This window comes from Streptomyces sp. Tek67B01, assembly GCF_055231995.1.
In genome coordinates, this window is the sequence record NZ_JBUYUY010000001.1 from 7,191,641 (window position 1) to 7,216,921 (window position 25,281).

Below are 25,281 nucleotides of genomic sequence, written 5' to 3' on the forward strand. Positions count from 1 at the left end.
GCCTCGGCTACACCGGGACGGGATATGGACGCAGTGCGCAAGCCGCAAGTGACAGCCACAGCGACGGCAGCCGCAGGCGACGTGGTCCGACGAACGCGCAGAACCCGGGGCATGACCCTGGCCACGCTCGGGTCGCTGACCGGCTACTCGGCCGCCCAGGTATCCCGCTTAGAACGCGGAAAGTCCGCCATGACGGACGTCTCCGTGCTCCAGAGGTTCGCCAAAGCGCTCGACATCCCACCACAAGCCCTCGGCCTCGCACCGGCCACCCAGACCCATCCGGATTCCTCCAGTCCGCGAACCGGGCCGTATCCCGACCTCCCCGCCCCTACTCTGGGAATCCCAGGGCGCGAAGACGGAGAGGACCCGGTGCTGCGACGAAGGCAACTGCTCGCAAACCTGGCGGTCACCGCTGCGGCCGCCATGGGCGCACCCGTCGCCGGAGCCACCCCGACCAAGGCCGAAGAGGCACAGCTCGGCGAAACCCTCGTCGCCGGACTGCGCGACGCGATGCTTGGGCTCGGCCGCACAGCCTTCGACACGCCGGTGGACGTCCTGGCAGCGGAACTCCGCCGCGCCTCGTCCGACTTCAACGACTGCGCCTACTCCAGCCTCGCCCTCCGCCTCCCCCGCCTGATCTCCGCCGGTCACCAGTCCACCAGCAACAGCGACAACCTCCGCCTGCTGGCGCAGGCCTACCTCCTGGCGACGCGCATCCTCATCAAGCTCGACGAACCGCAACTCGGCTGGATGGCCGCCGACCGCGCCCGACAGTTCGCCACCCTCGGCGGTGCCCCCCTCGCGGTTGCGGAAGCGGCCCGCCAGCAGGCCGTCCTCGCCCGCAAGGCAGGGTGGCACGACCAAGCACTCACCCTCGCCCTGCACGCCGCCGACGACCCGGCCCTGCGCGAGCTCGGCAACGCCGGAATCGCCCAACGAGGGCTGTTGGTCCAGTGTGCCGCCTACACCGTCGCCCACCAACGCGACCAGGCCGGCATGCGCGAGTTGACCAGCGAAGCCACCGCCATCGCCAAAAACCTCGGCGCCGTCACCCACCTCCGGGACACCAACGGCGGATTCAGCCAGGCGACCATTCAGCTCCACCTCATCTCGGCGGAGAACACCGCCGGTGATCCCTCAGCCGCCATCGCCGCCGCCGATGCCCTCGCCCCCCGGGCGCTCCCGACCACAGAGCGGCGGGCCCTCTACTTCACCGACCGCGCAAAGGCGTTCGTTCAGTGGGGCCGACGAGACGAATGTATCCGCGCCCTCCTCCAAGCCGAATACTGGGCCCCCCAGGAAACCCACGCCCGCCCAGCCGTGAAATCCCTCGTCTCCGGCCTGCTGCTCTCCGGACGCACGACACCCGAACTCCGAGGCATCGCCGCTCGTACGGGCGTCCTGCACACCTAGCTGACCAGGCCCCCCGCTGAAACCTGCAAGGGTGATGGCGTTCGGAGCCCCTGCACGGTGCTCGGCCGTTCTGCTTCACTCCGCCCATGACCGACACCCGCGAGACCCTCGACCGCGCCGTCACCGCGCTCGCCACGGGCTCCGACCAGACGCAGAGCCAGTCCGTCCGAGCCCTGGTATCGATCGCAGTCAACGAGGCCGCCCACCGCCAGCAGGCGCTCACCGCCCTCGAAGACTTCACCGCAACCAACCCCGGTGCCCGCTCGGACGCGGTGGTGTCGGCGCGCACCGCACTCTGCGGCTTCGACCCGCAGCGTGCCGCCCGCGCCCTCGGGTGCCTTGAAGGCTCAGCAGTCGCACTCCTGGCCGCCTCAGTCGTGGTCGGCTCCTTCTTCGGTGGCAGCGGCGTGACCCGGATCCTCATCGCCGCGGTCGTCTGGGTCGTGCTGTTGACCGCGGCGGCGGCCTTTCGCCGCCTGTGGCAGCCCTACCTGGGGGCTTGGGTGCTCCTGCCCAGCGAAACGTGGTGGCTCTGCGGCCTGCTCGTTGTGCTGCTCACTGTCTGCCTTACCAGCGGTCTCCGAGCCATGCCGGATTCCCTTGGTGGCGCCCTCCTCTGTGTCGTGGGGCAGGCCTGGCGGGATGGCTCCTCTGGTCGAAGACGCCAACGGGACGCTGATGCCGGCCGGTGCCAGCAGGCTGCATGGGCCGTTAGGCAGGCCTATTTCGACGGTGTCATCCGGGCGGTACACGCCGACGGGACCCGCTGTCCCCGCACCGGCAAGGGCCGCCACACCCAGCGCCCGCCCGACCCACGGTGTCCGGGACGCACGAAGTACGTGGCGACCTGCCGCGTCTGCAAGTGGGAGAGCGAGTCTCCTTCGCACGCCGAGCTGCGGGCCGAATCGAAAGAGCATGCCCGGGAGTGCGACGACCGCCAGCCGTACATGATGACCGCACAGGACTTCGTGAACCTCCCGCCAGCCGAGCATGGGACGAGATGCGCAATGTGCTGCCGCCCGAACTACAGCTGCCTGTGCTCACCGTCACACAGCACCGAGAACGCACCACGGCCGCGCCCCTCGCCCCACCGCCCCCTGCACCAGTGCTTCCGACCTGTGCGGTCTCGCTTGTGCGATGCCGCCTGTCTTGTCGCCGGATCGGGCGAGCATCAGTCCGCAGTGGAGTTCGAGGTGGGTGGCGAAGCGGGGCAAGCTGTCGGGAAGTTCGGCGAGGGTCTGGTCCTGGGCGTCGGTGGCGGCTTTCTCGTCGCCGAGGCGGGCGAGGAGGAGGGAGCGGAAGACGTTGAGCCTCCACCAGGGGACGGTGTGTCGGAGGTCTGCTCATGGGAGCCGGCGGTGTCGAAGATCCGCCGCCCTTGGGTGTCGAGGGTGCGGGCGGTGGTGTGGTCGCCTCGGAGGGCGGCGGTGTGGGCTTTGCCGTAGACGGCGTTGAGCAGGCCGAGGGAGGGCCGGCCGTCGCCGATGGCGAGGGCCTGGTCCGCGATGGCGTCCGCGACCCCGAGGGAGGCGCCCTCGTACCCGAGGGCGATGGCGGCCCGCCCGCGCACCCACACGCGGCTGTCGGTGTCGTCGGAAGCTGGATGACGACGAGTTCACCCGTGACGCGGCGTTGGATGTCGGCCGCGCTGGAGGACCCCATGATGCGACGCACGTTCCTGACCGACGCCGCCCGGCACGGCCATAGCGCCCGTGGTCGCCTCCGACCTGTTGGCGCGAGGCTCGCCGCCCGCCTGGCCGGCGGACCCTCGCCGGAGGCCTGGGAGGCCAGACTCGCCGCGTACGGGACGGTTTTCCCCGCCTGTTCTTCCGGATACGTGTCCGTGCACAGTCTGCGAGGCCCCCTGCGTACGCCCGTAACCAGCATGATCCAAACTTTGTGCATCAGGATTGGGCCACCACAACCCGTATGACTTCTGGCGGCACTGTTGCCGGTCCTGTGCCCCACGAGCTTCGCCTGCCCTGAGCCCCAGGCAGTAGGACCGCTTGATCTGATCCGTGGACGGATGCCCTGTCGCGTAATCCCACACTGTGCCGTCCAGTCTGCACAGTGTGGCTTTCGACACCATGGAGACCTGGGCCGACGGGGTGTCCGATGCGACAGCGCCCGGCGCCAGTGCGAGTGCAGTCGAGAACGCAAGTCCCACCGGCTGCGTTTGCAGCCTGCCCGCGCACATGCCCAGACATGGCTGTCGCTGTCACGGGACTTGTCGGCAGCGGTCGCAGCCATGCTGTACCAGCCCGGACGGCCGCGCTCCCGTCGTTGCCGGGGAAGGTAGCTCGACTCAGGCGGAGGCAGAAGTGCGGGACAGCGCCGTGTGCAGGGCGAAGGCGCCGAGCATGCCGCCTGCCGTGACACGTTGGGCGGTCATGGCGCGAGGCCGGGCCGCCAGAAACCCCGAGACCCGGGCTGCGCCCAGCATGATCAGAGCGTTCACGGTGACGCCCACGACGATCTGCACGCCACCGAGTTGGAGCAGTTGTGCCCAGGCCGGATCTGCGTGAGGGTCCAGGAACTGGGGGAGTAGGGCGGCGTACATCAGCGCGATCTTGGGGTTGAGCAGGTTGGTCAGCAACCCCGTCGCGAACAGGCGGCTGACGCATGGTGGACACGCTGGAAGCCGACTATTTCTCCTGTACCGACGGCTTCGATTGCCAACCCGAAGCAGTCGCCGTCGGGCTTGGCAGAAGCCTGCTCTTTCGCCCAGGCTCGGAAGCCCTCGGCGGAGCGAGGTGGGTGCAGCAGGCCTCCGAACCGCTCTTCGTCCACGGCGAATCGCATGAACGCGGTCCAATCGTCAGGTTCGATGCCACGCAGGCGTACCCGTTTGCCAGTCCAGAACGGTGTCATCCCATATTCGATCATGTCGAAGCGTGCGAAGTACAGACCTCGGGACAGCCTATGACCTGGTGTTTCTTGGACCCAAGGCCCTCTCAGGTCCGTTTCGGGGGATGGATCTCCGTGGAGTCTTCACGCGTTTCGGGGACGGCTGCCAGGGATGTACGGCTGAATGTACTCAGCTCGCGGCGAAGCCTCTGGAGCTCGTCGTCCTTGGCCGCCAACGGCTGTGGATGACGAACCACCCCCCGTCGGCGGGAGCACGCGAACTACGCCGCCCCCCCGCACTGGGACACCGAGCCACTTCCGCCACGTCCGCGGACGTCAACGTAGACGTGCTCGAACCCCCCCCGCGTCGGCGGGGAGCACTCGACTCCTGCACCCCAAGTCGGCGCAGTCGCCGAACCACCCCCGCGTCGGCGGGCTGCACGGGTCATCGGAGGACTCGTATTGGGTGGCGACCGAACCACCCCCGCGTCGGCGGGGAGCACTTGGTGAGGGCCTGCGCTGTCTTGTGCAGGGACGAACCACCCCCGCGTCGGCGGGGAGCACCCGTTCTCCCATTGCAAGTCCATCCCGAGTTCCGAACCACCCCCGCGTCGGCGGGGAGCACAAGACGTTCAGGCTGGGCGGCCAGTCGGGGAGCGAACCACCCCCGCCTCGGCGGGGAGCACATGACCGACCCGCAGGTGGCCGGTCTCACGGTCGAACCACCCCCGCGTCGGCGGGAGCACTGAGTCTCTATCTGCTGTGGGTGCCCCCTCTCCGACCCCCCCCCCCCCCCCGCGTCGGCGGGGAGCACTTCGCGGTCCCCTCGGAGACTGCGAGCACCGACGAACCACCCCCGCGTCGGCGGGGAGCACTGGGCCCACTTGCGGAACTGGATGGGACGGATCGAACCACCCCCGCGTCGGCGGGGAGCACCAGAGCAGGCCCGTCCAGTCGTCGATCCACAACGAACCACCCCCGCGTCGGCGGGGAGCACGATACGGACGTCGTCAGGGCCGGCCCAACGCGCGAACCACCCCCGCGTCGGCGGGGAGCACTCGAAGTCCGGGGAGGCTCCTTCGATGGTGATCGAACCACCCCCGCGTCGGCGGGGAGCACTCCGCGTGGCCGGTCGCTTTGAACAGCCGCATCGAACCACCCCCGCGTCGGCGGGGAGCACCCCTGTCCGTGCGCTCTGACCAGCCGCGCCAGCGAACCACCCCTGCGTCGGCGGGGAGCACGCGTCCGTGGTCATCGCCAACGGCGTGGCCACCGAACCACCCCCGCGTCGGCGGGGAGCACCCCTTCAACCAGAAGCGCGCCCAGATGGATGCCGAACCACCCCCGCGTCGGCGGGGAGCACATCGCGCGGGTCGGCCGCGCCCTGGGCGTGCGCGAACCACCCCCGCGTCGGCGGGGAGCACCCCGGGCGGTGGTGGAACACCGCGCCGAGAGCCGAACCACCCCCGCTTCGGCGGGGAGCACTGCTTGACCGCCCGAGCCACCAGCCACGTGAGCGAACCACCCCCGCGTCGGCGGGGAGCACGGAACGCCTTGGGCGTAGATGTGGCCGGCGTCCGAACCACCCCCGCGTCGGCGGGGAGCACCCCCGCTACCGGGGTGGCGCCCAGGTCCAAGACGAACCACCCCCGCGTCGGCGGGGAGCACAACCGCTGCTGCGACTGCAGGAGCTGCGAAATCGAACCACCCCCGCGTCGGCGGGGAGCACGGCTCGCTCTTCTCGCCAGGAGTTCATCGGGTCGAACCACCCCCGCGTCGGCGGGGAGCACTTGTGTACCGCACCCTCCGTTGCCAGCGCAGCCGAACCACCCCCGCGTCGGCGGGGAGCACGACCCATCTCCGGCAGGGCGAGGTCCGGCCGGCGAACCACCCCCGCGTCGGCGGGGAGCACTCCTCGACCCAGGCCGCGGACGATGCCCCGCGCGAACCACCCCCGCGTCGGCGGGGAGCACCCTTTCGGCCTGGTCCACCTATACGGACGGTTCGAACCACCCCCGCGTCGGCGGGGAGCACTCGCGCATGGCTATGCCGTACGACGTCGACCACGAACCACCCCCGCGTCGGCGGGGAGCACCTCCGTCACGGGCTGGAAGGGGGAGGCGTGAGCGAACCACCCCCGCGTCGGCGGGGAGCACGAGCGCCAGGAGCGCGACGACGACCGCCGCGGCGAACCACCCCCGCGTCGGCGGGGAGCACCGCACCGCCGGGCTTGTGCTCGGGTTCTACCACGAACCACCCCCGCGTCGGCGGGGAGCACGGAGATCGTCGCCGAGGGCCTCGCGCGGGAGTAGAACCACCCCCGCGTCGGCGGGGAGCACCTGGTGTGCTCGAACTCGACGCACAGCCTCGACGAACCACCCCCGCGTCGGCGGGGAGCACGTCGGCATGTTCATCGGCGGGCCCGGCACCGGCGAACCACCCCCGCGTCGGCGGGGAGCACAGCGCCTGGGAGATGGCGCCGATGCTGGGGTTCGAACCACCCCCGCGTCGGCGGGGAGCACCAGTTCGAGGAGCTGCGCGAGATCGGCGGGCGCGAACCACCCCCGCGTCGGCGGGGAGCACCCGAACTGGGAAACGCGCGCCTTTACGATTTTCGAACCACCCCCGCGTCGGCGGGGAGCACTCCCGAACCCGCCAACCCATGCACCCCCCGACCGAACCACCCCCGCGTCGGCGGGGAGCACATCTCTCGGCACGCGCACAGCCATTCGCCGCACGAACCACCCCCGCGTCGGCGGGGAGCACTGCCGGGCGATCGACGCTTTCAGCTCTTCCACCGAACCACCCCCGCGTCGGCGGGGAGCACGGGCGCCGGCGGTTTCGATGAGGACGCGGGCGAGAACCACCCCCGCGTCGGCGGGGAGCACCATTGCTGCACCTTGTCCGGCCGGGCGTCCGGCGAACCACCCCCGCGTCGGCGGGGAGCACCTGCGGTAAGGACCCCAGGGTTTACAACGCCCCGAACCACCCCCGCGTCGGCGGGGAGCACACTTTGCGAACTGCAGTTTCTTAGTGGCTTTGCGTTTTCTTTGCTGTTTGTGGTGGTGTTGTGGCTGGGGGCATGACCGAAGCGTACGACGTCTCGCGGTAACTGGGTATGGAGTCGGGGTGGCGCCGGGATCGTGGTTGCCTGTGTGTCGGCTCGCAGCGGGTAGGTGAGGGGTGTGGTGGTGGTGAGTATGCCTGGGGTGGATGAAAGTTTGTGGGGGAAAGCGCGGGGGCTGGAGGGGATGACGTATCCGGTGGTGCGGCATCTGCTTGATGCTGCGGCCGTGGCGCTGTCCTTGTGGGACGTGTACCTCACTGACAACCAGCGTGTGGTCATCTCTGCTGGTTTCGGGTGTGTCGGTCGGCCCGGTGAAGCTCGTGCGCTGGTCGGGTTGTGTGCTGGTCTGCATGATCTGGGAAAGATTTCCGGTTTCCAGTTCTGCAACCGGCGTGCTGCGGAAGGGTTGAGTGCGCGCCTGCTCGGTGATGTGGGGAAGATCGGGGATGAGCAGGTCCGCCACGATGTGGCGGGGATGCGGGCTACTGCTGCGGTGTTGGCCACTTTGGGATTCGAGGATGTGTCGGATCCTGATGACGAGAAGGGCCCCATCGCGCGTATTGCCGAGGTCATCGGTGGCCACCACGGCCGTTTCCACCGGCATGAACCGTTGTTCGGCAGTCCGGCGTACGAGGTGTTCCTCGGGGGTGGGACGTGGGCCGATCAGAGGTCTGCGCACGCCCGTGCTGTTCATGCGGTGCTCGGTGCGCCGACGATGCCGGACAAGTTCGCTGCTCCCGCGGCTGTTCTTGTTACGGGTGTGGTGGTTTTGGCGGACTGGCTTGTCAGCCAGGAAAGCTACCTGCTTGAGCGTTGCGGTTCATTGGATGTGGGCTTGGAGCGGCACTTCGCGCAGTCGTGTGTTGATGCGAAGCGGTTGGTCCGCGATGCGGGATTGATGCCGGTTGAGCTTGTGCGGAAGCCGTTCGCCGAGGCTTATGGGATCGATGGGGCACCGAACGCTCTGCAGCGTTCGCTCGCCTCGGACTTGCCGGTGGCGCTCGAAGGGGCGTCCCAGGTGAAGGGTGCTGTCGGCAAGGCCGGGATTCTCGTGGTGACGGCTGCTCCCGGTGATGGGAAGAGTGAGGCCGCGCTGGAGGCGGAGCGGGTGCTCTCTTCGCGTTTTGGGACGCGGGGGTTTGCTTTCTTGTTGCCGACGATGGCGACGAGCGACCAGATGCACGGCAGGCTTGCCAGGTTCCTTGCCCGGCAGGAGGCGGCCGGGTCGGGGTTGGTGCTGACCCACAGCATGTCCTGGCTCAACAGTGCCTACGCCGAGGATGGTCTGGGTCCTGGTGAGCGGGTGCTGGTGTGTGATGCTGACGAGGCCGGGCAAGGTGGCGGGCCGGCATGCCGGCTGGCGGCCTTGCGTCCGGCGCGGTGGTTGCGTGGTGCGAAGCGGGCTCTGCTGGCTCAGTACGCGGTCGGCACGATCGATCAGGCGTTGATGGCAGTGTTGCCGGTTCGGCACAACATGTTGCGGTTGTTGGGGTTGTCGGGAAAGACGTTCATCGTGGATGAAGCCCACGCCTATGACCCCTACATGCAGGTGCTGCTGGGGCGCGTTTTGAACTGGTTGGGGGCCTTTGGGGTGCCGGTGGTGCTGTTGTCGGCGACCTTGCCGGGGTCCGTGAGCGACCAACTCGTCAGGCAGTACCTGCAAGGTGGCGGGCATACGCCGAAGAGTCTCAAGGCGCGATCGTTCCCGGTGCCGTATCCGGGCTGGCTGTACGTCGATGCCGGCAGTGGCCACTGCACCCAGATCAGTGCGGCGGATCGCAAAGAGCAGGCTCTGCAGCGCCGTATGGACCTGGTTGTCGAGGTCGAGCCTGTCGATGGGAGCCGGCCGGAGGGTGCGCGCGGTCGCCTTGCCGTCATCGGCCGGCTCGTGGCCCCGGCTTTGGAAGAGGGGGCCGGGTGCGTGCTTGTGGTGTGCAACACCGTCGGCGAGGCTCAGGACACCTACACCTATCTGTGCGAGCTGCGTGCCGGCCGGCTGGAGGCGGGGGGTGTGCAGCTGTTGCACGCGCGTTTTCCCGCGGAGATGCGGGAGGCGCGTACCCGGCAGGTCACCGAGGGGATGGGCCGGTCGGGGCCGCGGCCACGGGGACGGATCATCGTGGCCACCCAGGTGGTAGAGCAGTCACTGGACCTGGACGCGGATGTGGTGATCAGTGATCTGGCCCCGATGGCGTTGCTCTTGCAGCGTGCCGGCCGGTGCTGGCGCCACGAAACTTGGTGGGCCGAGCACGGCCGGCCGGACGGCAGGGACCGTCCCGACTGGGCGCTGGAGACCGGGCCCCGGCTGGTGGTCCTCGATCCGTTGAGCGGTGGCGGGGGAGTACCGCGGCAGTGGGGCGAGGTTTATCACGAGGCGGTCTTGTTCGAGACCTCCCAGGCCCTGGCCGAGCGGGGGGTGGAGCCGGTTTGTGTGCCGGATGACGTGCAGGAGCTGGTGGAACGGGTCCACGGAGTCGGTTCGGGTCGCTACGACTTCGACAACCCGGAGGCCTCGGCGGCCTGGAGTGCCTACTTGGGCGAGGAGGCCGCCCAGCGTGGCGCAGGGAGCATGGTGGTGATTCCCCGGGCAAGGTCGGTAATCGGTCTCGACGAGCTGCACCGAACGCCTGGAACAGACGACGAGTGGCAGGCTGCGACACGGCTGGGGGCGGATTCGGTACGGCTGCTGCGTGTGTACGTCCACGACGGCGGGCGGGAGAGCCTGGACCTGGCCGGTGACATTCCCATGTCCTGTGCCGCGGCGGGCGAAGGTCCGACGGCGACCGAAGTCCGCCTGGTGATGGGGCGGACCATCCCGGTCAATGCGCAGTGGTTCCGTGATGCGGACGGCGGTGACTTCAAACCGCCACCGGCTTGGAGGGAACACCCGATGTTGGGTGATCTTGTCGTGCTGCGCCAGCAGATCCGCGACGGGCAGCCGCTGCCCGTCACGGTGGGCAAGCACCGGATCTGGCTGGATGACGACCTCGGCCTGCGGCGTGCATAACGTGCCGCAGACCGAGGTGCAGAACGCCCCCACGTCGGCGGGGAGCTGGGACCGTATCGGCCAGGCAGGCGCATGGGGCCTCTTACGGAACACCCTCACTACGGCGAGGATTTGACCCGATTGCCGGCACGTCGATTCTATCCGCGCACCGTTCAAGCCATGGGGGGCCAGACAACGGCTCACGCGTGACGGAATCGCCGGCACGCCTCGGTGAAGGAGGATAGGAGCGCGCGACAGCTTTCCATCAATGCCCGGTCCGGTTTGATGAGCAGCGCGGTGATGGTGATGAGTGCCAGGAGCATGAAGCCCGTTCGGGACTGCCTGTAGACGGCGGCTGGATCGGTTTGATCGGGATGCTTCAACTGATTACTCCTCGAAAACGGGGCCGGGGGTGGGCAGCCTGCCACGCACACGCCGAGTCTTCCGACGCAAAAGCGCACGGGGCTTCTTACTTCACTTGAATGAGTGGTTGCGGGTGGCCGATTCTGCTCATCCCAGGACAGGCTGCCGTCTGCCTTGCTCTACTAGGCCTCGGCACGGCGGCCCGGGGGCGTTGTCAGTGGTCCCTGTTTCCCTGTGCGCGGGATAGTTGCGCGTGTACGTGTAGCTGCCAGGGGCAGGGCGCGTGTGCGGCTCTGCCCGGGCGGCAGAGATGGCGGACAGCATGGCTGATGGGTTCGACCTGCGGGACGAGCCGTGGATCCCGGTGCGCTTAGGCAGCGGTGCATCGGTGACGGTGGGGCTGCGTGAGCTGTTCCACCGGGCGCATGACATCGAGGACCTGGAGCTACCGGTGCCGCCAGCGGCGTCGGGACTGATACGGCTGCTTGCGGCGATGACGGCCCGGATCAAGCTCCATGACGGCATCGCCCTGGACGATGAGGATCTGGCGGATGAGCCGCCGGAATGGTTCCGGGTGCGTAACCGTGTGCTGCGGCAGAAGGCCTTCGACGCGGATGCGGTGGATGAGTATCTCGACGACAGGGTTCCGGAGGGCCGCTTCGACCTGTTCCATCCCGAGCGACCGTTCATGCAAGACCCCCGTCTGCAGACGGAGTGCGTCGACGGCAAGGGACTGCCGAACCCCTCCGGAGTCAACAAACTGGTTTTCGGGCGTCCGACGGGTGTCAACGGTGCAGTGCTGTTCGGGCATTTCACCGATACGGATCCGCTGCCTGTTCCTGCCGCCGAGGCGGCATGGCATCTGATCGCCCAGCTGTACTACGGTCCTTCCGGCCAATGCACACCCCGCCGGATTACGGCGGTCAAGCCCGGAAACGGCGATGCGGGTCCCTTGCGGAAGTCCCTGTCGTACCACCCTTGGGCGGACAGCCTCTACACGACGCTCATCCTGTCCGTACCTCAGCCCACCGTCGGGGAGCCGGACTCTTCCGACACGTGTCCCTGGGAGGAGGAAGCACTTCCCGATCCCCTGGGCACTTTGCCCGCGCCGAGCTGGCCCGGAAGGCTGCTGACCGGACGAGCCCGGCACGCCGCCCTCCTCGTGCCCTCACCCGACGGCAGATCGGTCACGGACGCCTACCTGACCTGGTCCACGCATGAGCCCGCTGTACCGGCTCCTGACCCCTACGTCATCCTCGACATGCCCAGGGCTGGCGACGGCGAGCCTTACCCGCGGCCCGCAGACGCCGGCCGGGCGTTGTGGCGGGACCTGGACGCGCTGCTCCTCAAGGGTGGGGGCCAGGCCCGGCGGCCAGCGGTGTTCGAGAACCTGCCCGCTTCACTGAGGTCCGGCCTGCGGGTTCGGGCATACGGATTCGACCAGGACGGCCAGCAGAAGGACAGTTCCTGGTTCGAGGCGACGACACCGCCGGTTTTGGGCTGGCAGGAGGACGGCCCCAATCCCGATATGGCGGTGCGCGTCGGACAGCTCAGGGAGCTCGCGGAGCAGACAGGGGACCGGCTGCGCTATGCCGCCCTTCTTGCCTGGAAAGTCGCGACCGACCCGGGCATTGACCCCGCCGGCACCGTGAAACTGGATCGGAAAAAGCCCGGCCCCTGGGCACAGGCAGCCCTCGCCTACTACTGGCCGGCCGCCGAGAAGGTCTTCTGGTCTCTCCTGGCTCCCGGCCGTCTCGACGATCCCGTACGGCCGGCGTTCGTGGAGGCGGCACTCGATGCCCTGGACGCGGCCATCGGGGCCCGCAGCGCAGATGTACGCGTGGCCCGGGCCCGGATGAACGCACGCCGCGTGCTGCGTTCGCTGCTCCGCCAGACCACCATTCCGCAGCAGTCTTCAGGAACGCTTTCGGGAAGTGAACGATGACAACCATCCCTGTCCAGGCATCGTCCCCCGCAACGGATCCCAAGTCCGACCGAGAAGCACACGTGAGGAGCTTCGTCACCAAGGTGATCGCCCTCTGCGCCAAGGACAAGAGGGCGCAAGCCGACCTGCGCAGCGGGTTGGGGCTGCCCTACGAGCGTTGCCACCGCCTACACCGTCACCTCGTACGGCTGATGCCCGAGGAGGTACAGCACCCGGCCGGCCGGCGCCCCTACTACACGGTGGCCGCGCTGATCGCGGCCCGATCCCGTTCCGCCCGGGAACAAGAGGACGCCAGGGCCGAGGAGTCGGCTCTGAATGCGGCGGGGGAACCGGTCGAAAATGCCGCACCCGACGCGGCGACAGCACCACCGGTGCCGGGGCCAGCCGGCCGGGAGCGGGTCAACCTGGGAGCATCACTGGCCGCAGCCGTCAACGCGGGCGTGATGAAACCCGACTCGGCGGAGTCGGAACTGCACTACATGGCACGTGTGGGAAGCGAATCGCTCAACATCCGGCTTCCGGCGCTGCTGCGCCAGTTCACCGGGCGGGGGGTGTTCCTCGACTGGGCCGTGCTGCTGGACGACCTGTCCTGGTGGGACCGGCGCCATGACCACATCGCCACGCGCTGGCTGGAGAGCTACTTCCGCGTCCGCGCGGCGGAGGAACGACGTACCCCTGACGATCCCGCAGCGCCCGGCCCCACCCAAGGCGGGACCGGGCCGGTCCGTGGGCACCACCACAACGACACCACTGAGGAGAACGAGTGAACTCCCTGTTCCTGGACCTGAACGCCATCCAGGCGGTTCCCGCGGCCAACCTGAACCGGGATGATCTCGGCTCGCCGAAAACCGTCCGGTACGGCAACGTGAACAGGATCCGCGTCTCCAGCCAGTCCTGGAAGCGCACAATGCGCCACGGAGTGGAGCAAGACCTCGGCGAGAAGGCCGCCAGGACCCGCATGGTCCCGATCAAGGTGAAGGAAGCCCTCACACGATCGGGCTGGCCTGAGGACTTGGCCGCGTTCGCCGGCGCGCAAGTCGCCGCGAGCGCGGGCAAGAAGGGCCTGGGCACCGAGAAAGCCGGACACACCTCAGTGCTGCTGTTCCTGCCCGAGGCCGGCATCGCCGACCTCACCGCCGTCTGCACCGAGTACCGCGCCGAACTCGAAGCAGGCCTGGGTAAAGCCAAGCCCGGGGCGCTGCTGCCGGCAGACCGAATCGAGGCCATCCTCAAAACCCGCACGGCCTCGATCAGTCTCCTGGGACGGATGCTGGCAGAGCTCCCCGGCGCCAACGTCGACGGAGCGGCACAGGTCGCGCACGCCTTCACCACCCATGCCAGTGAGCCGCAGCGCGACTACTTCACGGCCGTCGACGACTGGCTGGGAGAGTCGGAGACGGGCAGCGGCCACCTGGACACCGCCGAGTTCAGCGCCGGCGTCTTCTACCGGTTCGCCTCGGTGAACATCACCGATCTCGTGACCAACCTCGAAGACGATGCCAAGGCCGCACGCACCGTCCTCGCCTCCTTCGCGGACCACTTCCTGATGTCTCTCCCGCAGGCGAAAAGGAACAGCACAGCCCCCCACACCATCCCCGACCTCGCCTACCTCGCGGTGCGTTCCCACCGGCCCCTTTCGCTGGCTGCGGCCTTCGAAACCCCGGTCACCGCAGACCGCGCCGGCGGGTTCTCCGGCCCGTCCCGCGACGCCCTGGCACAATACGCGGGCCAAGTGCACAGGCTCACCGGCGGACGGCACCTCACCTTCCACGGGCACGCCGGTATCAGCACACAGCCATACGAGCAGTTGGGCAACGCCCACAACTCCTTCGCCGAACTCATCGACGCGGCCGTGGAAGCGGCCCTGCCCGAGGCCACTTCCGACGATCAGGGCGATTCCCAGTGACCGGTCTGCTGCTCCGGCTCGCCGGTCCCCTGCAGTCCTGGGGAGAACGCTCGGCCTTCACCGCCGTCCGTGACACAGCCGGCTTCCCCACACGATCGGGCCTGATCGGAATCCTCGCTGCAGCCCAGGGACTTGCCCGCGGCGCATCCCTCACCCGCTACGAGGCCTTGGAGATCACCGTCCGTATCGATCGGCCCGGCGTAGTGCTGACCGACTACCACACCGTCGGAGGAGGGATGCCCCCTCACCTGACCGCCGCGACCAGCGGTGGAAAAAACAAAGGCGCAGCCGTCATCACCCGGCGCCAATACCTGGCCGATGCAGTGTTCGTCGCTGCGGTCGCAGGCCCTGGCGGACAGATCGGGGAACTCGCCGAAGCACTGCGCCACCCCCACTGGGCTCCCTACCTCGGCCGGCGCTCTTGCCCCCCCGACGAGCCGTTCCTCCTGCGTTCCGACGTCGACGATCCGGTGGCCGAACTTCTTACATCCGTTCCGCTGAGCCGCCCCCACACCGACGAGCGCCGCGGCCCGACGCCCACCCCACACCCAGACCACATCAGCGTCGACGTTCTGTGGGAGCACCCGCCCTCCGGCACCTCCACACCCGCGATCCCCCTCACCATCCAAGACCGCCCCCTCACCTTCGCCCAGCACGGCCGAAGCCACGGCAAACGCCGGCTGTACCGAACCACCGAGCAGCTGCCCGCCAGCCTGCTCCACCACGAGGAACGCACCTTGCACCAACGCCTGGTCGACTATGCCGCCCGGGACGCCACAGCAGACACACGGCAGGTGCAGAGCACGGAGCACACAGCATGACCCCGAACCCGACCGCGGTCCTCGCCCGAATCCGCCTGAACCCGCGCAACCGCGCCGTCGCACGCGACCTCCGCGACGCCACCCAAATGCACCGCACCCTGATGAGACTCGTCCCCGACCACCTTGGTGACAGCCCCCGACTCCGCACCGGCCTCCTCTACCGGATCGACACCGCTCACGACACCACAACCGTCCTCCTCCAAACCACGGCCCCCCTGAATGACAATGCCCTGCCCCCCGAATACGGCCACATCGACATCAAAGACCTCTCAACGATGTTCGCCGCACTGCGCCCCGGCCTGGCCGTCCGCTACCGCATCACCGTCAACCCATCCCGGCGCGAACGCCTGCCCCTGGAACAGAAAAACCACCGGGGCAAAATCATCCCCCTCTCGGGCGCCGATGCGGACCAGTGGTGGACACGCCGGGCCGAGGAAGCCGGACTCCGACTCAAAACCCTCCTCCCCACGCCCGTCGAAGCCGCCCGCCGACGCGGCAACCCCTCAGCCCCCCTACGCCACAACCTCATCCGGTACGACGGCACCGCCAGCGTGACCGATCCAGCAACCCTCACCAACGCCCTGCTGACCGGCATCGGTCGCGGAAAGCCCTACGGCGCAGGTCTCTTGACCCTGGCCCCGGCCGGCACATGACCGGTCAAAACCAGCACCGGGGCGGCCAGGCACGACGCCGACTGTCCGCCCCCACCCTCGCCATGCTTCCCCGCATCGCCGATTCACTGTCCTTCCTCTACCTGGACATGGTCCGCGTCGTACAGGACGACACCGGCGTATGCGCGCAGATCCGCGTCGACGACCAGCGCACCGACACCGTCTACATCCCCACAGCAGCCCTGTCCTGCCTCCTCTTGGGCCCCGGAGTCTCCATCACCACCCGAGCCATGACCACGCTTGCCCGCCACGGCACCAGCGTGGTCATCACAGGATCGGGCGGAGTACGCGCATACGCCGCCGTCCTGCCCGACTCCCTCACCACCGCCTGGCTCGAACACCAAGTCCGCGCCTACTCCGACCCCGAACGACGACTCGCGAACGCCGTACGCATGTACCAGATGCGCTTCGGACAAGAAGTCCCCCCGAATGCGACCCTCGACACGCTCAGAGGCATGGAAGGCCAACGCATGAAAGCCTTCTACCAGTTACTCGCCAAACAACACGGCATCGGGCGCTTCCGCCGCAACTACGACCCCAAGCAATGGCACGAACAAGACCCCGTCAACCTCGCCCTGTCCGCGGCCAACACCTGCCTGTACGGCATCGTGCACGCGGCACTCCTAGCCCTGGGCTGCTCGCCTGCCCTCGGCTTCGTTCACACAGGGAAGCAACACTCGTTCGTCTACGACGTCGCTGACCTGTACAAAACCGAGACCACCCTTCCGATCGCATTCTCCCTCCACGACTCCACCGACCCGGAACGAGAAGCACGGCGCAAATTCAGAGACGGCCTACGACTCCTCAAACTGCTGCCGCGCATCGTCAAGGACGTCCAAGCACTACTCGACCCTGAAACCGATTGCGTCCAGGACGGCTCTGACCGGCAGGCCGTGAACCTGGTTCACCTATGGGACCCCCACGCAGGCATCCTGCCCGCCGGACGCAACTACGGTAGTAAGGAGACCTGACGTGGCCTCCATGGCCGTCATCGCTACCACCGCAGTCCCTGACCACCTCCGAGGTGCGCTCAGCCGGTGGACGACAGAAGTAGTCCCCGGAATCTTCGTCGGAACGCTCTCCACCCGGGTCCGTGACGAACTATGGAAGGCCGTCTCCGACACCGTTGCAGACGGCCAAGCCGTCCTTATCCACCCAGCCCCCAACGAACAGGGATACGCCTTGCGCACAGCAGGCACACGACGCCGCCTGCCCATGGACTTCGACGGCCTCACCCTCATCCGAATGACAGGCATCGCTCCACCGCAGACGGTAATGAAAGTGCAAAGCCCCTAGAAAGAGTCAGTTCAGAAAGTGTGCTCCCCGCCGACGCGGGGGTGGTCCGGGTGATCACCGGATGGTCCCGCCGCTCACGCGGTGCTCCCCGCCGACGCGGGGGTGGTCCGCAGGCTCGGGCGTCGTTCACCTCGTCGTCGGTGTGCTCCCCGCCGACGCGGGGGTGGTCCGGTCAGGGCGGGGGCCGCCGCCCGGATGGGGGCGTGCTCCCCGCCGACGCGGGGGTGGTCCGCAGGCCCAGTTCTCCATCGGCTACCGGGTCCCGTGCTCCCCGCCGACGCGGGGGTGGTCCGTGACGGAAGGCGCGCACGGCGAGCCACGCGAAGTGCTCCCCGCCGACGCGGGGGTGGTCCGGACATCGACGCGGAACTCGCCGACTCGATCCGGTGCTCCCCGCCGACGCGGGGGTGGTCCGCTGGTCCTCGTCCAGGTCCCCGACGCGGATTCGTGCTCCCCGCCGACGCGGGGGTGGTCCGCCCGCGTTCGTTTTTTGCTTGGGAGGGTTCTGGTGCTCCCCGCCGACGCGGGGGTGGTCCGTAGCCATCGACGCAAACATGCGAGAGCGCGTTGTGCTCCCCGCCGACGCGGGGGTGGTCCGGTCTCTGGCAGCGCCCCCGCGGCCTCCGGGATGTGCTCCCCGCCGACGCGGGGGTGGTCCGTTGGGAGCTGTCATGCCTGATGAGCGGCTTGAGTGCTCCCCGCCGACGCGGGGGTGGTCCGGGGAACCCGGGCGGGTTCCCCTTACGGAATGAGTGCTCCCCGCCGACGCGGGGGTGGTCCGGACGAGCTGTACCTGGAGCGCTGGCCCGGCGAGTGCTCCCCGCCGACGCGGGGGTGGTCCGTCGGCGTCGGCGAGCGCGTCCTGGACCAGGTCGTGCTCCCCGCCGACGCGGGGGTGGTCCGTTGGGGTCCTGGTAGGCCAGCACCTGAGCAGTGTGCTCCCCGCCGACGCGGGGGTGGTCCGGAGACCACCTTCGGCACCGCGGTGGCCGCGACGTGCTCCCCGCCGACGCGGGGGTGGTCCGGACTGGTCCGCTACGGCCCTCCTCGCCGAGGCGTGCTCCCCGCCGACGCGGGGGTGGTCCGGTCATCAGTGAGGAGCGGTACGCCTCGGTCGTGTGCTCCCCGCCGACGCGGGGGTGGTCCGGACTACCAGAACAAGGTGCCTGCGGCCTAGCGGTGCTCCCCGCCGACGCGGGGGTGGTCCGGGCACAGCGGTCTCACCGCTCGCGTTGGCCAGGTGCTCCCCGCGCCGACGCGGGGGTGGTCCGCTGCCGGAGGTCGGGGCGGGCTGCGAGGGCGGGTGCTCCCCGCCGACGCGGGGGTGGTCTGGCGGAGGCGTTGACCCACTTGGCGCGGCGCTGGTGCTCCCCAACGGCATCCATGTGGCGTGACGTCCCCTTCGGCCGCACACGTCCGCCGCGGGTCAGAAGGAGGCGGCGCGTCCCGCATGCCGTCGACCTCGGTGCAGCTCAGCGCCCCGGCGGGGAGGGCCGTCGGGGCCGACCAGCAGACGGCGATGATCGACTCATCTGGAGCTAACCGGCAGTACGGCGCGACGTGCATTACTGCGTCGGCCTTGGTGCGAACAAGCCCGCTGAGGCGTCGGTGATACGGAGGGGCCCTGGTGGCTGCCTGCGCCCCAGAGCCCGTCCTCAGGGGCCGCTCCGCTTTTACGCCGTCCATCCGGTGTGCGTGGTCGTGGCTGTGGCCCGAGCGTGCGGGCTGCGCTTCGACGGGGGGGTGCCTCTATGTCTTTTGTCAACCCGGTCGTGCCGGGTTTGAGGTGATTGGCTGGAGTGGGGTTCATGCAGCGAGGGCGGGGGTCTTGGGCTCGCGGGGTTCGTAGAAGGTGCCGTCGCGGAGCATGGCGAACAGGACGCTGATGCGTTGGCGGGCGAGGCGGAGCAGTGCCTGGGTGTGGGTTTTGCCACGGGCGCGTTGCTTGTCGTAGTAGGTGCGGGAGGCGGGATCGGCGTTCATGCAGGCGAAGGCGGAGAGGAACATGGCGCGTTTGAGCTGCCGGTTTCCGCCGCGTGGTGCGTGTTCTCCGTGGATCGAGGTCCCGGATTGCCTGGTGGTGGGGGCGAGGCCGGCGTAGGAGGCGAGGTGGGCGGCGGTGGGGAAGCTGGTGCCGTCGCCGACGGTGGTCAGCAGGACTGCGGCGGTCCTGACGCCGGCGCCTGGCATCGAGGTCAGGACCGGGGAAAGAGGGTGGGCCTCCAGCAGGGTGTTGATCTGCGCTTCCAGGGCTCGGCGCTGTTCGTGGACGGCGGCGAGCGAGCGGGCCAGGGACGGGATCACGATGTCGAGGGTTGCGGTCCCGGGAACGACCACGGTCTGTTCGTCGAGGGCGTCGAAGACGTCGTCGATCAGGCGGGCGGCCATGCGCGGGGCCTTGGGCCGGATGAGCTCGGCGAGTCTGCGGCGTCCGGCTTTGCGCAGTGCGGCCGGGGATCCGTGGCGTTCCAGCAGCCAGGTGACGGCCTGGTGGTCCAGGCGGGGTCCCAGAACGCGCTCCAGCGAGGGGTGGAACTGTGTGAGCAGGCCGCGTATCCGGTTGCTGGTGCGGGTGGCCTCGGCGGCGAGGTCCTGGTCGAAGCCAGTGAGCACGGTCAGCTCGGCGGTGATCTCGTCGGTCAGTTCCAGGGTGCGCAGGGTGTGGGGCATGGTGCGGGCGGCGTCCGCGATGACCGCGGCGTCCTTGGCGTCGGTCTTGGCCTCGCCCGGGTAGAGGTCGGCGATCCGGCGCATGGCGAGTCCTGGCAGGTAGGCGACCTTGCAGCCCGCGTCGCGGGCGACGGTCAGGGGGAGGGCGCCGATGGAAGCGGGCTGGTCCACGATCACCAGGACGGTGCCGAACTTGGCGGACAGCTTGTCGAACACCGCCCGCAGTTTCGGCTCGCTGTTGGGCAGGGGCTTGTCGAAGACCTTCTTTCCGGCAGGGGTGAGGCCGTGACCGTGGTGGGCGGTCTTGCCGACGTCCAGGCCGAGGAAGACGCCCACGTCATCGGTGTCGAACATCGCACCCTTCCCAGGGGAGTTGACGGTGCCGGCCTCGGCGTCGGTGTCGTACGCGCGCATCCACGTTATGCAGACCTGCCGCCCGCGAGCTGTCCGGCATTGCGCCGGACCGGACGGTGGTCGGACCTCTCATCAGCGTCTCCGACGGCACCTCCCGGGCCCGGTGACACCACCCCCCAGGTCATGTCTTCGACAGGGGGCAACAGTCATACCGTGCCCGGAGGCCAGCGGCCCTCTTGCAGGACCGCGAAAAAGATAACGGGGGGAGATGGGTGGGCGGCAGGAGTGAGCCGTGCCCGAGACGGGGGTGGCGTCGGTTCTGTGGCTGGACGCCCGCATTGATACCAGCGCCAGACTGAGCAGGTCGGCAGAGGACAGCGCCTGTCCCGCGATGCCACGGCCTGGGTTGGGTAGCGAGGGGCCATCTTTTACGGTTTGTACTGCGTCAGGACTTTTCGATTTCGGGTGCGAACGCAAGCGTCCTCTCGTTCAGGGCGAGGCATAAATGGATGGCGTTACCGCTCTCGGAGGCCGATCTGCAGGGCGTTCAGCACTTCTGGGCCGAAGGTCGGGTCTTCCCAGTTTTCGAGGCAGAGTTCGGCGGACCGGTTGCTGAGGAGGGGGCGTATCCGGTGGGCGTCGCCGTGGCCGCGGTCGGCGGCTCCTTCGATGAGGTAGTGGAGGTAGGCGTTGGCGCCGTCGCCGCCGAACAGTCGGTATCCGCGACGGCATACGAGAGCGGCACACCGGAACCACGCGCCGGGATGGTGGGCTTTCATCGCCACGGTCAGCCAGCCTTCGGCGGTCCTCAGGTCTCCTTGTGCCAGGGCCAGGGATCCGATGCGGTAGCAGAAGTTCGCATTGCGACGCTGCTGGAGAGTCTCTGGGGTGCCGAGCGGTCCCTCATCCCAGTCACCGTCGGGCCGGTCCCAGAAATCGGCGAGTCCCTGCAGCCTCATCAGGTGTTCCTCCACTGTGCTCTCTCCTCTCCACAACTGGTGGGGGTTGCCTTTCATCGTGCTTGCTGCCACTGGTGGGGAGTGCGCTGTCTCAGGGCGAGGCGGCCGGTCAGGATGCGTCCCTGGTGGGCAGGGCGCGGCTGGTGTTCGAGGCTGACCGCGATGAGGGCACCGCGGCCGGCTCGTACCGCGTGTGGCCACAGGGGGCCTGGCGTGAAGTGGAGGACGTCGCGGGGGTGGCCGTAGTCCAAGGCCCAGATGCCGTGGATGTCGTACACGTACTGACCGGTCAGCGGGAAGCGGTGCCCGTAGTCGAGTCGGAGCTGCGTCGCAATGGCCAGCATCGCGGTCGCGGCTGCGTCATCTGGCGGGTGTGCGTGGGGATGGAAGAGGGTCACGATCGGCCGACCGGAGGTGGTGAAGCCGGTGTCGACGCGGATGCCGGGGAGGAAGGCGGGGTCCGGCGGGCACAACGTGGAAGGACTCATCGCATGCCCGCCGGCCCGAACGCGGAGGACAAGGCGGTGAAGGGGGCAGTAACCGCAGGATGCAGTGTGACCACCTGGCCGCCCGCCGGCAGCCTGCAGGTGTCCTCCTGTTCCGGATGACGGCCAAGAGAGCAAGAGGCTGTCCGATCGACGGTGTTCGCCGAGGGGAATGGGGTCTGATGCCGGCACATGGTGGCGTTCCTTCGTGGATCTTTGGCCGGTCGCCGGGGGAGGGGATGCCGGACGGCCGGTGGAAGAGGGCTGCCCCTCGCGCGGCCGCCTATGGCGTCCGCCGGCGGCAAGGCGCGGGCAGTGGAAGAGAGGCTTGGCGGGGTGAAGTCCTCTGGGATGTCTTCAGCGGCATCGGGACGGTTGTACGGCCCGATGGCCCGAGACTCATGAGGATTTGAGGTGAGGCCGGAGGACATGAGAGGTGGTGGCGGCGGACTCGGGCGCGACGCTGGGACTGGCGGTCACAGTGGCTCCACGCCGACGCACAGCCGATTCGTGAGCAGGTGCGCCTCGGTGTTCGTCGGGCACCGGCTCAGATCGAAGACCTGATGGGGTCCTCGCAGATGGGTCCGGCATGTTCGGTTGAACCGGCGGCTGCAATGTGCCCTAATCCCTTCCCGCGGCAGGAGCTGAGGAGGACGTCGCAGCCGCGGAGGGCCAGGAGGATGTCAGTTGTCATCGCGGGTTCCCCGGCCGAGTGATGGGGAGGGTGCACCACATACCGGTGCCGTCCGCGCTGACGGCCCAGGCGTCCGCGATCCGGGAAACCAGGAACAGGCCACGACCGCTCTCGTCGCGGTCCGTAGCGACTTTGATCTGTGCGGCACCTGTGTTTCCGCTTCGGACCTCGATGCACAGGTGATCCTGCGTCAGGTAGAGACGGATGCTGACCGTCCCGCCGGTGCCGTGGTGGAAGGCGTTGGTGACCAGCTCGGACACCAGGAGGGTGGCGTCGTCCACGAAGTCACATAGGTGCCATGCCCGCATGGTGGCGGTGACGAGGCGGCGTGCTTGCCTCGGGTGACGCGCGTCTGCATCGAGTCGCCCGGTCCGCTCGAAGACGGTCTCCGCTCGATGGGTGACTCGTAACGGGTTGGGCAGTCCGATGAGGCGAAGCACGTCGGAGTCGAGCGGTGGTGCGGCGATGGACATGGCTCAGTCCTCCGTATGGACGGGGAGCGGGCAGGGTTGCAGCGCGGCAGTCCATTCGGGTCAATGCCATGGATTGACCTTCGTGCGGCGGCCGTTGACGTTTAGCTTTCTGATGAGGAAACCGCCTTTTGTCGGCGGCGGGTATCCCCGTTCCGCCGGCGAAGCCGCTAACGCTGCTAAAGATCATTTTTCTGGGATGGGAGCGGACAATGCCGCGGATCCGCAACAGCGCCTTGGCCGAGGTCATCAGGGAAGCAGGATGGTCCCAGGAGCAGACGGCCGCACATGTCCGCATGGTGGCAGCGGAAGCCGGTCAGGCCGACTTGATCCGGATTGCGCGCACGAACGTCTCGCAGTGGGTTCTCGGGTCGCGCCCCGATGCCAAGGTGGCGTCTATCTTGTGTGAGGCGCTCTCGCGGCGGCTCGGGCGGGTCGTGACCGCGGCTCAGATCGGGATGCCCGGTCCGTCGGAGAGCGCACACGTCCCGCTTTCGGGTTGGGAGATGGCGACAACGACGGCTCTGGCCGATCTGGCACAAGACGGGGGACGCGGTGTGGACATGACTCGCCGACAGATTCTTGCCGACTCGGCGTACTCTGCGGCCGGCACCGCACTCCCTCCCGACAGTTGGTGGAGCAGGGCTTTCGAAGAAGCCCAGACCCGGCCTCCCCTGACTCGTCTGACGGTGACTGCGGCACATGTGGAGGCACTGCGCGATGCCATGGTGTACTTCTCGCGCCAGGACCAACGCCTCGGCGGCCGCACAGGCCGCACCGCGCTTACGTCGTTCCTCACCACTGACGTGGCGGCTTTCGTCTCCGCCCGCATCCCCACCGAGCACCTGCGTACCGATCTTCTGTCGGCCGCCGCCGAGCTGGTCTACCTCGCGGGCTGGATGGCCTTCGACTCCGGCGACCACGCCATCGCCCAACGCCACTTCGATATTGCGCTGCGCCTTGCCGCCGAAGCGGCCAATGGCCCGCTTGCCGGTCACATCTTGCGCGCCGCCGCCCACCAGGCCGTCGATCTTCACCATCCGGTTCGCGCCCTGGAACTCGCCGAAGGCTCCCTCGCGCAGCGTCGCTACGCTCAGGCCGCCCCCCGCGAGCGCGCACTCCTCGGCGTCGTCCACGCCCGCGCCCTCGCCGTCGCAGGGCAGACGAAGGAAGCACGAGCTGCCCTCCACCGGGCCGAACACGACCTCGAACAGGCCGACGGCGCTGAAGCCCCGGCACGAGTCGGCTTCTTCTCCGAGGCGGCCCTCGCCCACGAAACCGCGGCGGCATTGCGCGACATGGGTGACCTGCCCGCAGCAGAGGCGGAATTCCGCCATAGTGTCCGCACCCGCGCCCTCCCCTACGCCCGTACTCACGCCGTGACTCTCGGTTACCTGGGCGCGGTCCAGGTGCGGAGAGGTCACGTCGACGCAGCCTGCGCAACCTGGAGCCAGGCGCTGGACGTTGTCGCCTCCGGCATCCAGTCCGGACGCGTCTACGAAACCGTCGTCCAAATGCGTCGGTCACTGTCCCCGGTCCTCGGCCGCGGTGGTCAAACAGCCTCCGAGGTGGACTCCCGGGCACGCGAACTCCTGAGCGCCGTAGGCTGAGGAAACGTATACCGATGACACGTGGCCGTCGCATGGTGAACCGTGCGTCGTCAAAGTGGAGGTTCGACGCGATCATGACCAAGACGTTGCAGATTGAGCGTATCGCTACGGTGGTTGGGGGCCACACGAGCGTCGTCGACGATTACCAGGCAGGCGTCGAATCCGTCATCCGCCTCGACGATCGGTTTCCGCTGGAGACGCTCCAGGGCCTCGACGAGTTCTCCCACCTGACCGTCCTTTGGCACTTCCACAAGGCGTCACCAGCGGACGTGCAGCTCCACGCCCGTAGCCCGCGTGGTGACACCCGCTGGCCGGCTACCGGGACGTTCGTGCACCGCAACCATCGACGTCCCAATCAGCTGGCGACGTCCTACCCGCGTCTGCTGAAAGTGGTCGGCCGCGACCTTCTCGTCACCGACCTGGATGCAGTGGATGGAACGCCGGTATACGACATTGCTCCGTTCTTCGAGCAAATGGGGCCTCGCGGGCAGGTATGCCAGCCGGCATGGCCGCGGGAGATGCTTGAGCCCAACTACTGGGCGGTGGCGGCAGATCGCACCGCGTGAAATGTGCGGGGGTGGAATGGTGCGGCGGCCTCCCTGTCATGAGAGCCGCTCGCTCACAACAAGGCTCGTGGGGAGTCGGCTGGCGCGCCTCGAAACGACGGTTTGGCGCGGTCCGCAGCAAGATGCGTCGCTCGCCGGTTCCCTCGACCTACTTCAAG

Annotated in this window: 17 protein-coding genes, 1 pseudogene and 3 CRISPR repeat arrays; of the genes and pseudogenes, 11 read left to right on the forward strand and 7 right to left on the reverse strand. The window is 68.5% G+C overall.

The window, feature by feature from the left end; genetic code table 11:
- Positions 1-24 precede the first annotated feature (24 nt).
- Positions 25-1,413 (forward strand): helix-turn-helix domain-containing protein, encoded by a 1,389-nt coding sequence (locus ACV7NM_RS33005; protein WP_463413738.1) that lies wholly within the window; start codon positions 25-27, stop codon positions 1,411-1,413.
- Positions 1,414-2,537: 1,124 nt separating this feature from the next.
- Here the strand turns inward: ACV7NM_RS33005 and ACV7NM_RS33010 are convergent.
- Together ACV7NM_RS33010 and ACV7NM_RS33015 are read right to left on the reverse strand one after the other, a co-directional pair.
- Positions 2,538-3,010 (reverse strand): annotated as a pseudogene (locus ACV7NM_RS33010) (XRE family transcriptional regulator); the annotation flags it as partial.
- Positions 3,011-3,718: 708 nt separating this feature from the next.
- The gene (locus ACV7NM_RS33015; protein WP_463413739.1) at positions 3,719-4,009 is read right to left on the reverse strand and encodes a LysE family translocator; all 291 of its coding nucleotides are present in this window, start codon (positions 4,007-4,009) and stop codon (positions 3,719-3,721) included.
- A gap of 603 nt (positions 4,010-4,612) precedes the next feature.
- Positions 4,613-4,947: direct repeats of the CRISPR family, unit length 29 nt; unit sequence CGAACCACCCCCGCGTCGGCGGGGAGCAC.
- Between the two features lie 98 nt (positions 4,948-5,045).
- Positions 5,046-7,270: a CRISPR direct-repeat array (repeat unit 29 nt; unit sequence CGAACCACCCCCGCGTCGGCGGGGAGCAC).
- A gap of 175 nt (positions 7,271-7,445) precedes the next feature.
- Here ACV7NM_RS33015 and cas3 point away from each other — a divergent pair.
- Entirely contained in the window at positions 7,446-10,334 is a 2,889-nt protein-coding gene (cas3, locus tag ACV7NM_RS33020) for a CRISPR-associated helicase Cas3' (RefSeq protein WP_463413740.1), read from the forward strand.
- A gap of 179 nt (positions 10,335-10,513) precedes the next feature.
- Here the strand turns inward: cas3 and ACV7NM_RS33025 are convergent, their stop codons facing one another.
- A complete protein-coding gene (locus ACV7NM_RS33025; RefSeq protein ID WP_463413741.1) occupies positions 10,514-10,696 on the reverse strand; it encodes a hypothetical protein in 183 nt (60 codons plus the stop codon).
- A 290-nt stretch (positions 10,697-10,986) separates the two neighbouring features.
- Here ACV7NM_RS33025 and casA point away from each other — a divergent pair, with 290 nt between their 5' ends.
- From casA to cas2e, 7 genes are all read left to right on the forward strand, one after another.
- Positions 10,987-12,621, forward strand: a complete 1,635-nt coding sequence (casA, locus tag ACV7NM_RS33030; RefSeq protein ID WP_463413742.1) for a type I-E CRISPR-associated protein Cse1/CasA — start codon at positions 10,987-10,989, stop codon at positions 12,619-12,621.
- Between the two features lie 62 nt (positions 12,622-12,683).
- Entirely contained in the window at positions 12,684-13,388 is a 705-nt protein-coding gene (casB, locus tag ACV7NM_RS33035; RefSeq protein ID WP_463413743.1) for a type I-E CRISPR-associated protein Cse2/CasB, read from the forward strand.
- Complete coding sequence (gene cas7e / locus ACV7NM_RS33040; RefSeq protein ID WP_463413744.1) at positions 13,385-14,527, forward strand: type I-E CRISPR-associated protein Cas7/Cse4/CasC; 1,143 nt, start codon at positions 13,385-13,387, stop codon at positions 14,525-14,527. The genes casB and cas7e overlap by 4 nt, the downstream gene beginning before the upstream one ends.
- Positions 14,524-15,348 (forward strand): type I-E CRISPR-associated protein Cas5/CasD, encoded by an 825-nt coding sequence (gene cas5e, locus ACV7NM_RS33045; RefSeq protein ID WP_463413745.1) that lies wholly within the window; start codon positions 14,524-14,526, stop codon positions 15,346-15,348. The genes cas7e and cas5e overlap by 4 nt, the downstream gene beginning before the upstream one ends.
- A complete protein-coding gene (cas6e, locus tag ACV7NM_RS33050) occupies positions 15,345-16,001 on the forward strand; it encodes a type I-E CRISPR-associated protein Cas6/Cse3/CasE (RefSeq protein ID WP_463413746.1) in 657 nt (218 codons plus the stop codon). Before cas5e ends, cas6e begins: the two co-directional genes overlap by 4 nt.
- Positions 16,002-16,063: 62 nt before the next feature.
- On the forward strand, positions 16,064-16,990 hold the full coding sequence (gene cas1e / locus ACV7NM_RS33055) for a type I-E CRISPR-associated endonuclease Cas1e (RefSeq protein WP_463414149.1): 927 nt from the start codon (positions 16,064-16,066) through the stop codon (positions 16,988-16,990).
- A 1-nt stretch (position 16,991) separates the two neighbouring features.
- Complete coding sequence (gene cas2e, locus ACV7NM_RS33060) at positions 16,992-17,315, forward strand: type I-E CRISPR-associated endoribonuclease Cas2e (RefSeq protein ID WP_463413747.1); 324 nt, start codon at positions 16,992-16,994, stop codon at positions 17,313-17,315.
- 20 nt (positions 17,316-17,335) lie between these two features.
- Positions 17,336-18,647: a CRISPR direct-repeat array (repeat unit 29 nt; unit sequence GTGCTCCCCGCCGACGCGGGGGTGGTCCG).
- 474 nt (positions 18,648-19,121) lie between these two features.
- Here the strand turns inward: cas2e and ACV7NM_RS33065 are convergent.
- From ACV7NM_RS33065 to ACV7NM_RS33080, 4 genes are all read right to left on the reverse strand, one after another.
- The gene (locus tag ACV7NM_RS33065; RefSeq protein WP_463414150.1) at positions 19,122-20,339 is read right to left on the reverse strand and encodes an IS110 family RNA-guided transposase; all 1,218 of its coding nucleotides are present in this window, start codon (positions 20,337-20,339) and stop codon (positions 19,122-19,124) included.
- 515 nt (positions 20,340-20,854) lie between these two features.
- Complete coding sequence (locus tag ACV7NM_RS33070) at positions 20,855-21,298, reverse strand: hypothetical protein (RefSeq protein WP_463413748.1); 444 nt, start codon at positions 21,296-21,298, stop codon at positions 20,855-20,857.
- 53 nt (positions 21,299-21,351) lie between these two features.
- Positions 21,352-21,786, reverse strand: a complete 435-nt coding sequence (locus ACV7NM_RS33075; RefSeq protein WP_463413749.1) for a hypothetical protein — start codon at positions 21,784-21,786, stop codon at positions 21,352-21,354.
- Positions 21,787-22,473: 687 nt separating this feature from the next.
- A complete protein-coding gene (locus ACV7NM_RS33080) occupies positions 22,474-22,950 on the reverse strand; it encodes an ATP-binding protein (protein WP_463413750.1) in 477 nt (158 codons plus the stop codon).
- 209 nt (positions 22,951-23,159) lie between these two features.
- On the opposite strand from ACV7NM_RS33080, the gene ACV7NM_RS33085 reads away from it, so the two are divergent.
- On the forward strand, positions 23,160-24,557 hold the full coding sequence (locus tag ACV7NM_RS33085) for a Tat pathway signal protein (protein ID WP_463413751.1): 1,398 nt from the start codon (positions 23,160-23,162) through the stop codon (positions 24,555-24,557).
- Between the two features lie 74 nt (positions 24,558-24,631).
- Complete coding sequence (locus ACV7NM_RS33090; RefSeq protein WP_463413752.1) at positions 24,632-25,123, forward strand: SAM-dependent methyltransferase; 492 nt, start codon at positions 24,632-24,634, stop codon at positions 25,121-25,123.
- Positions 25,124-25,281 lie beyond the last annotated feature (158 nt).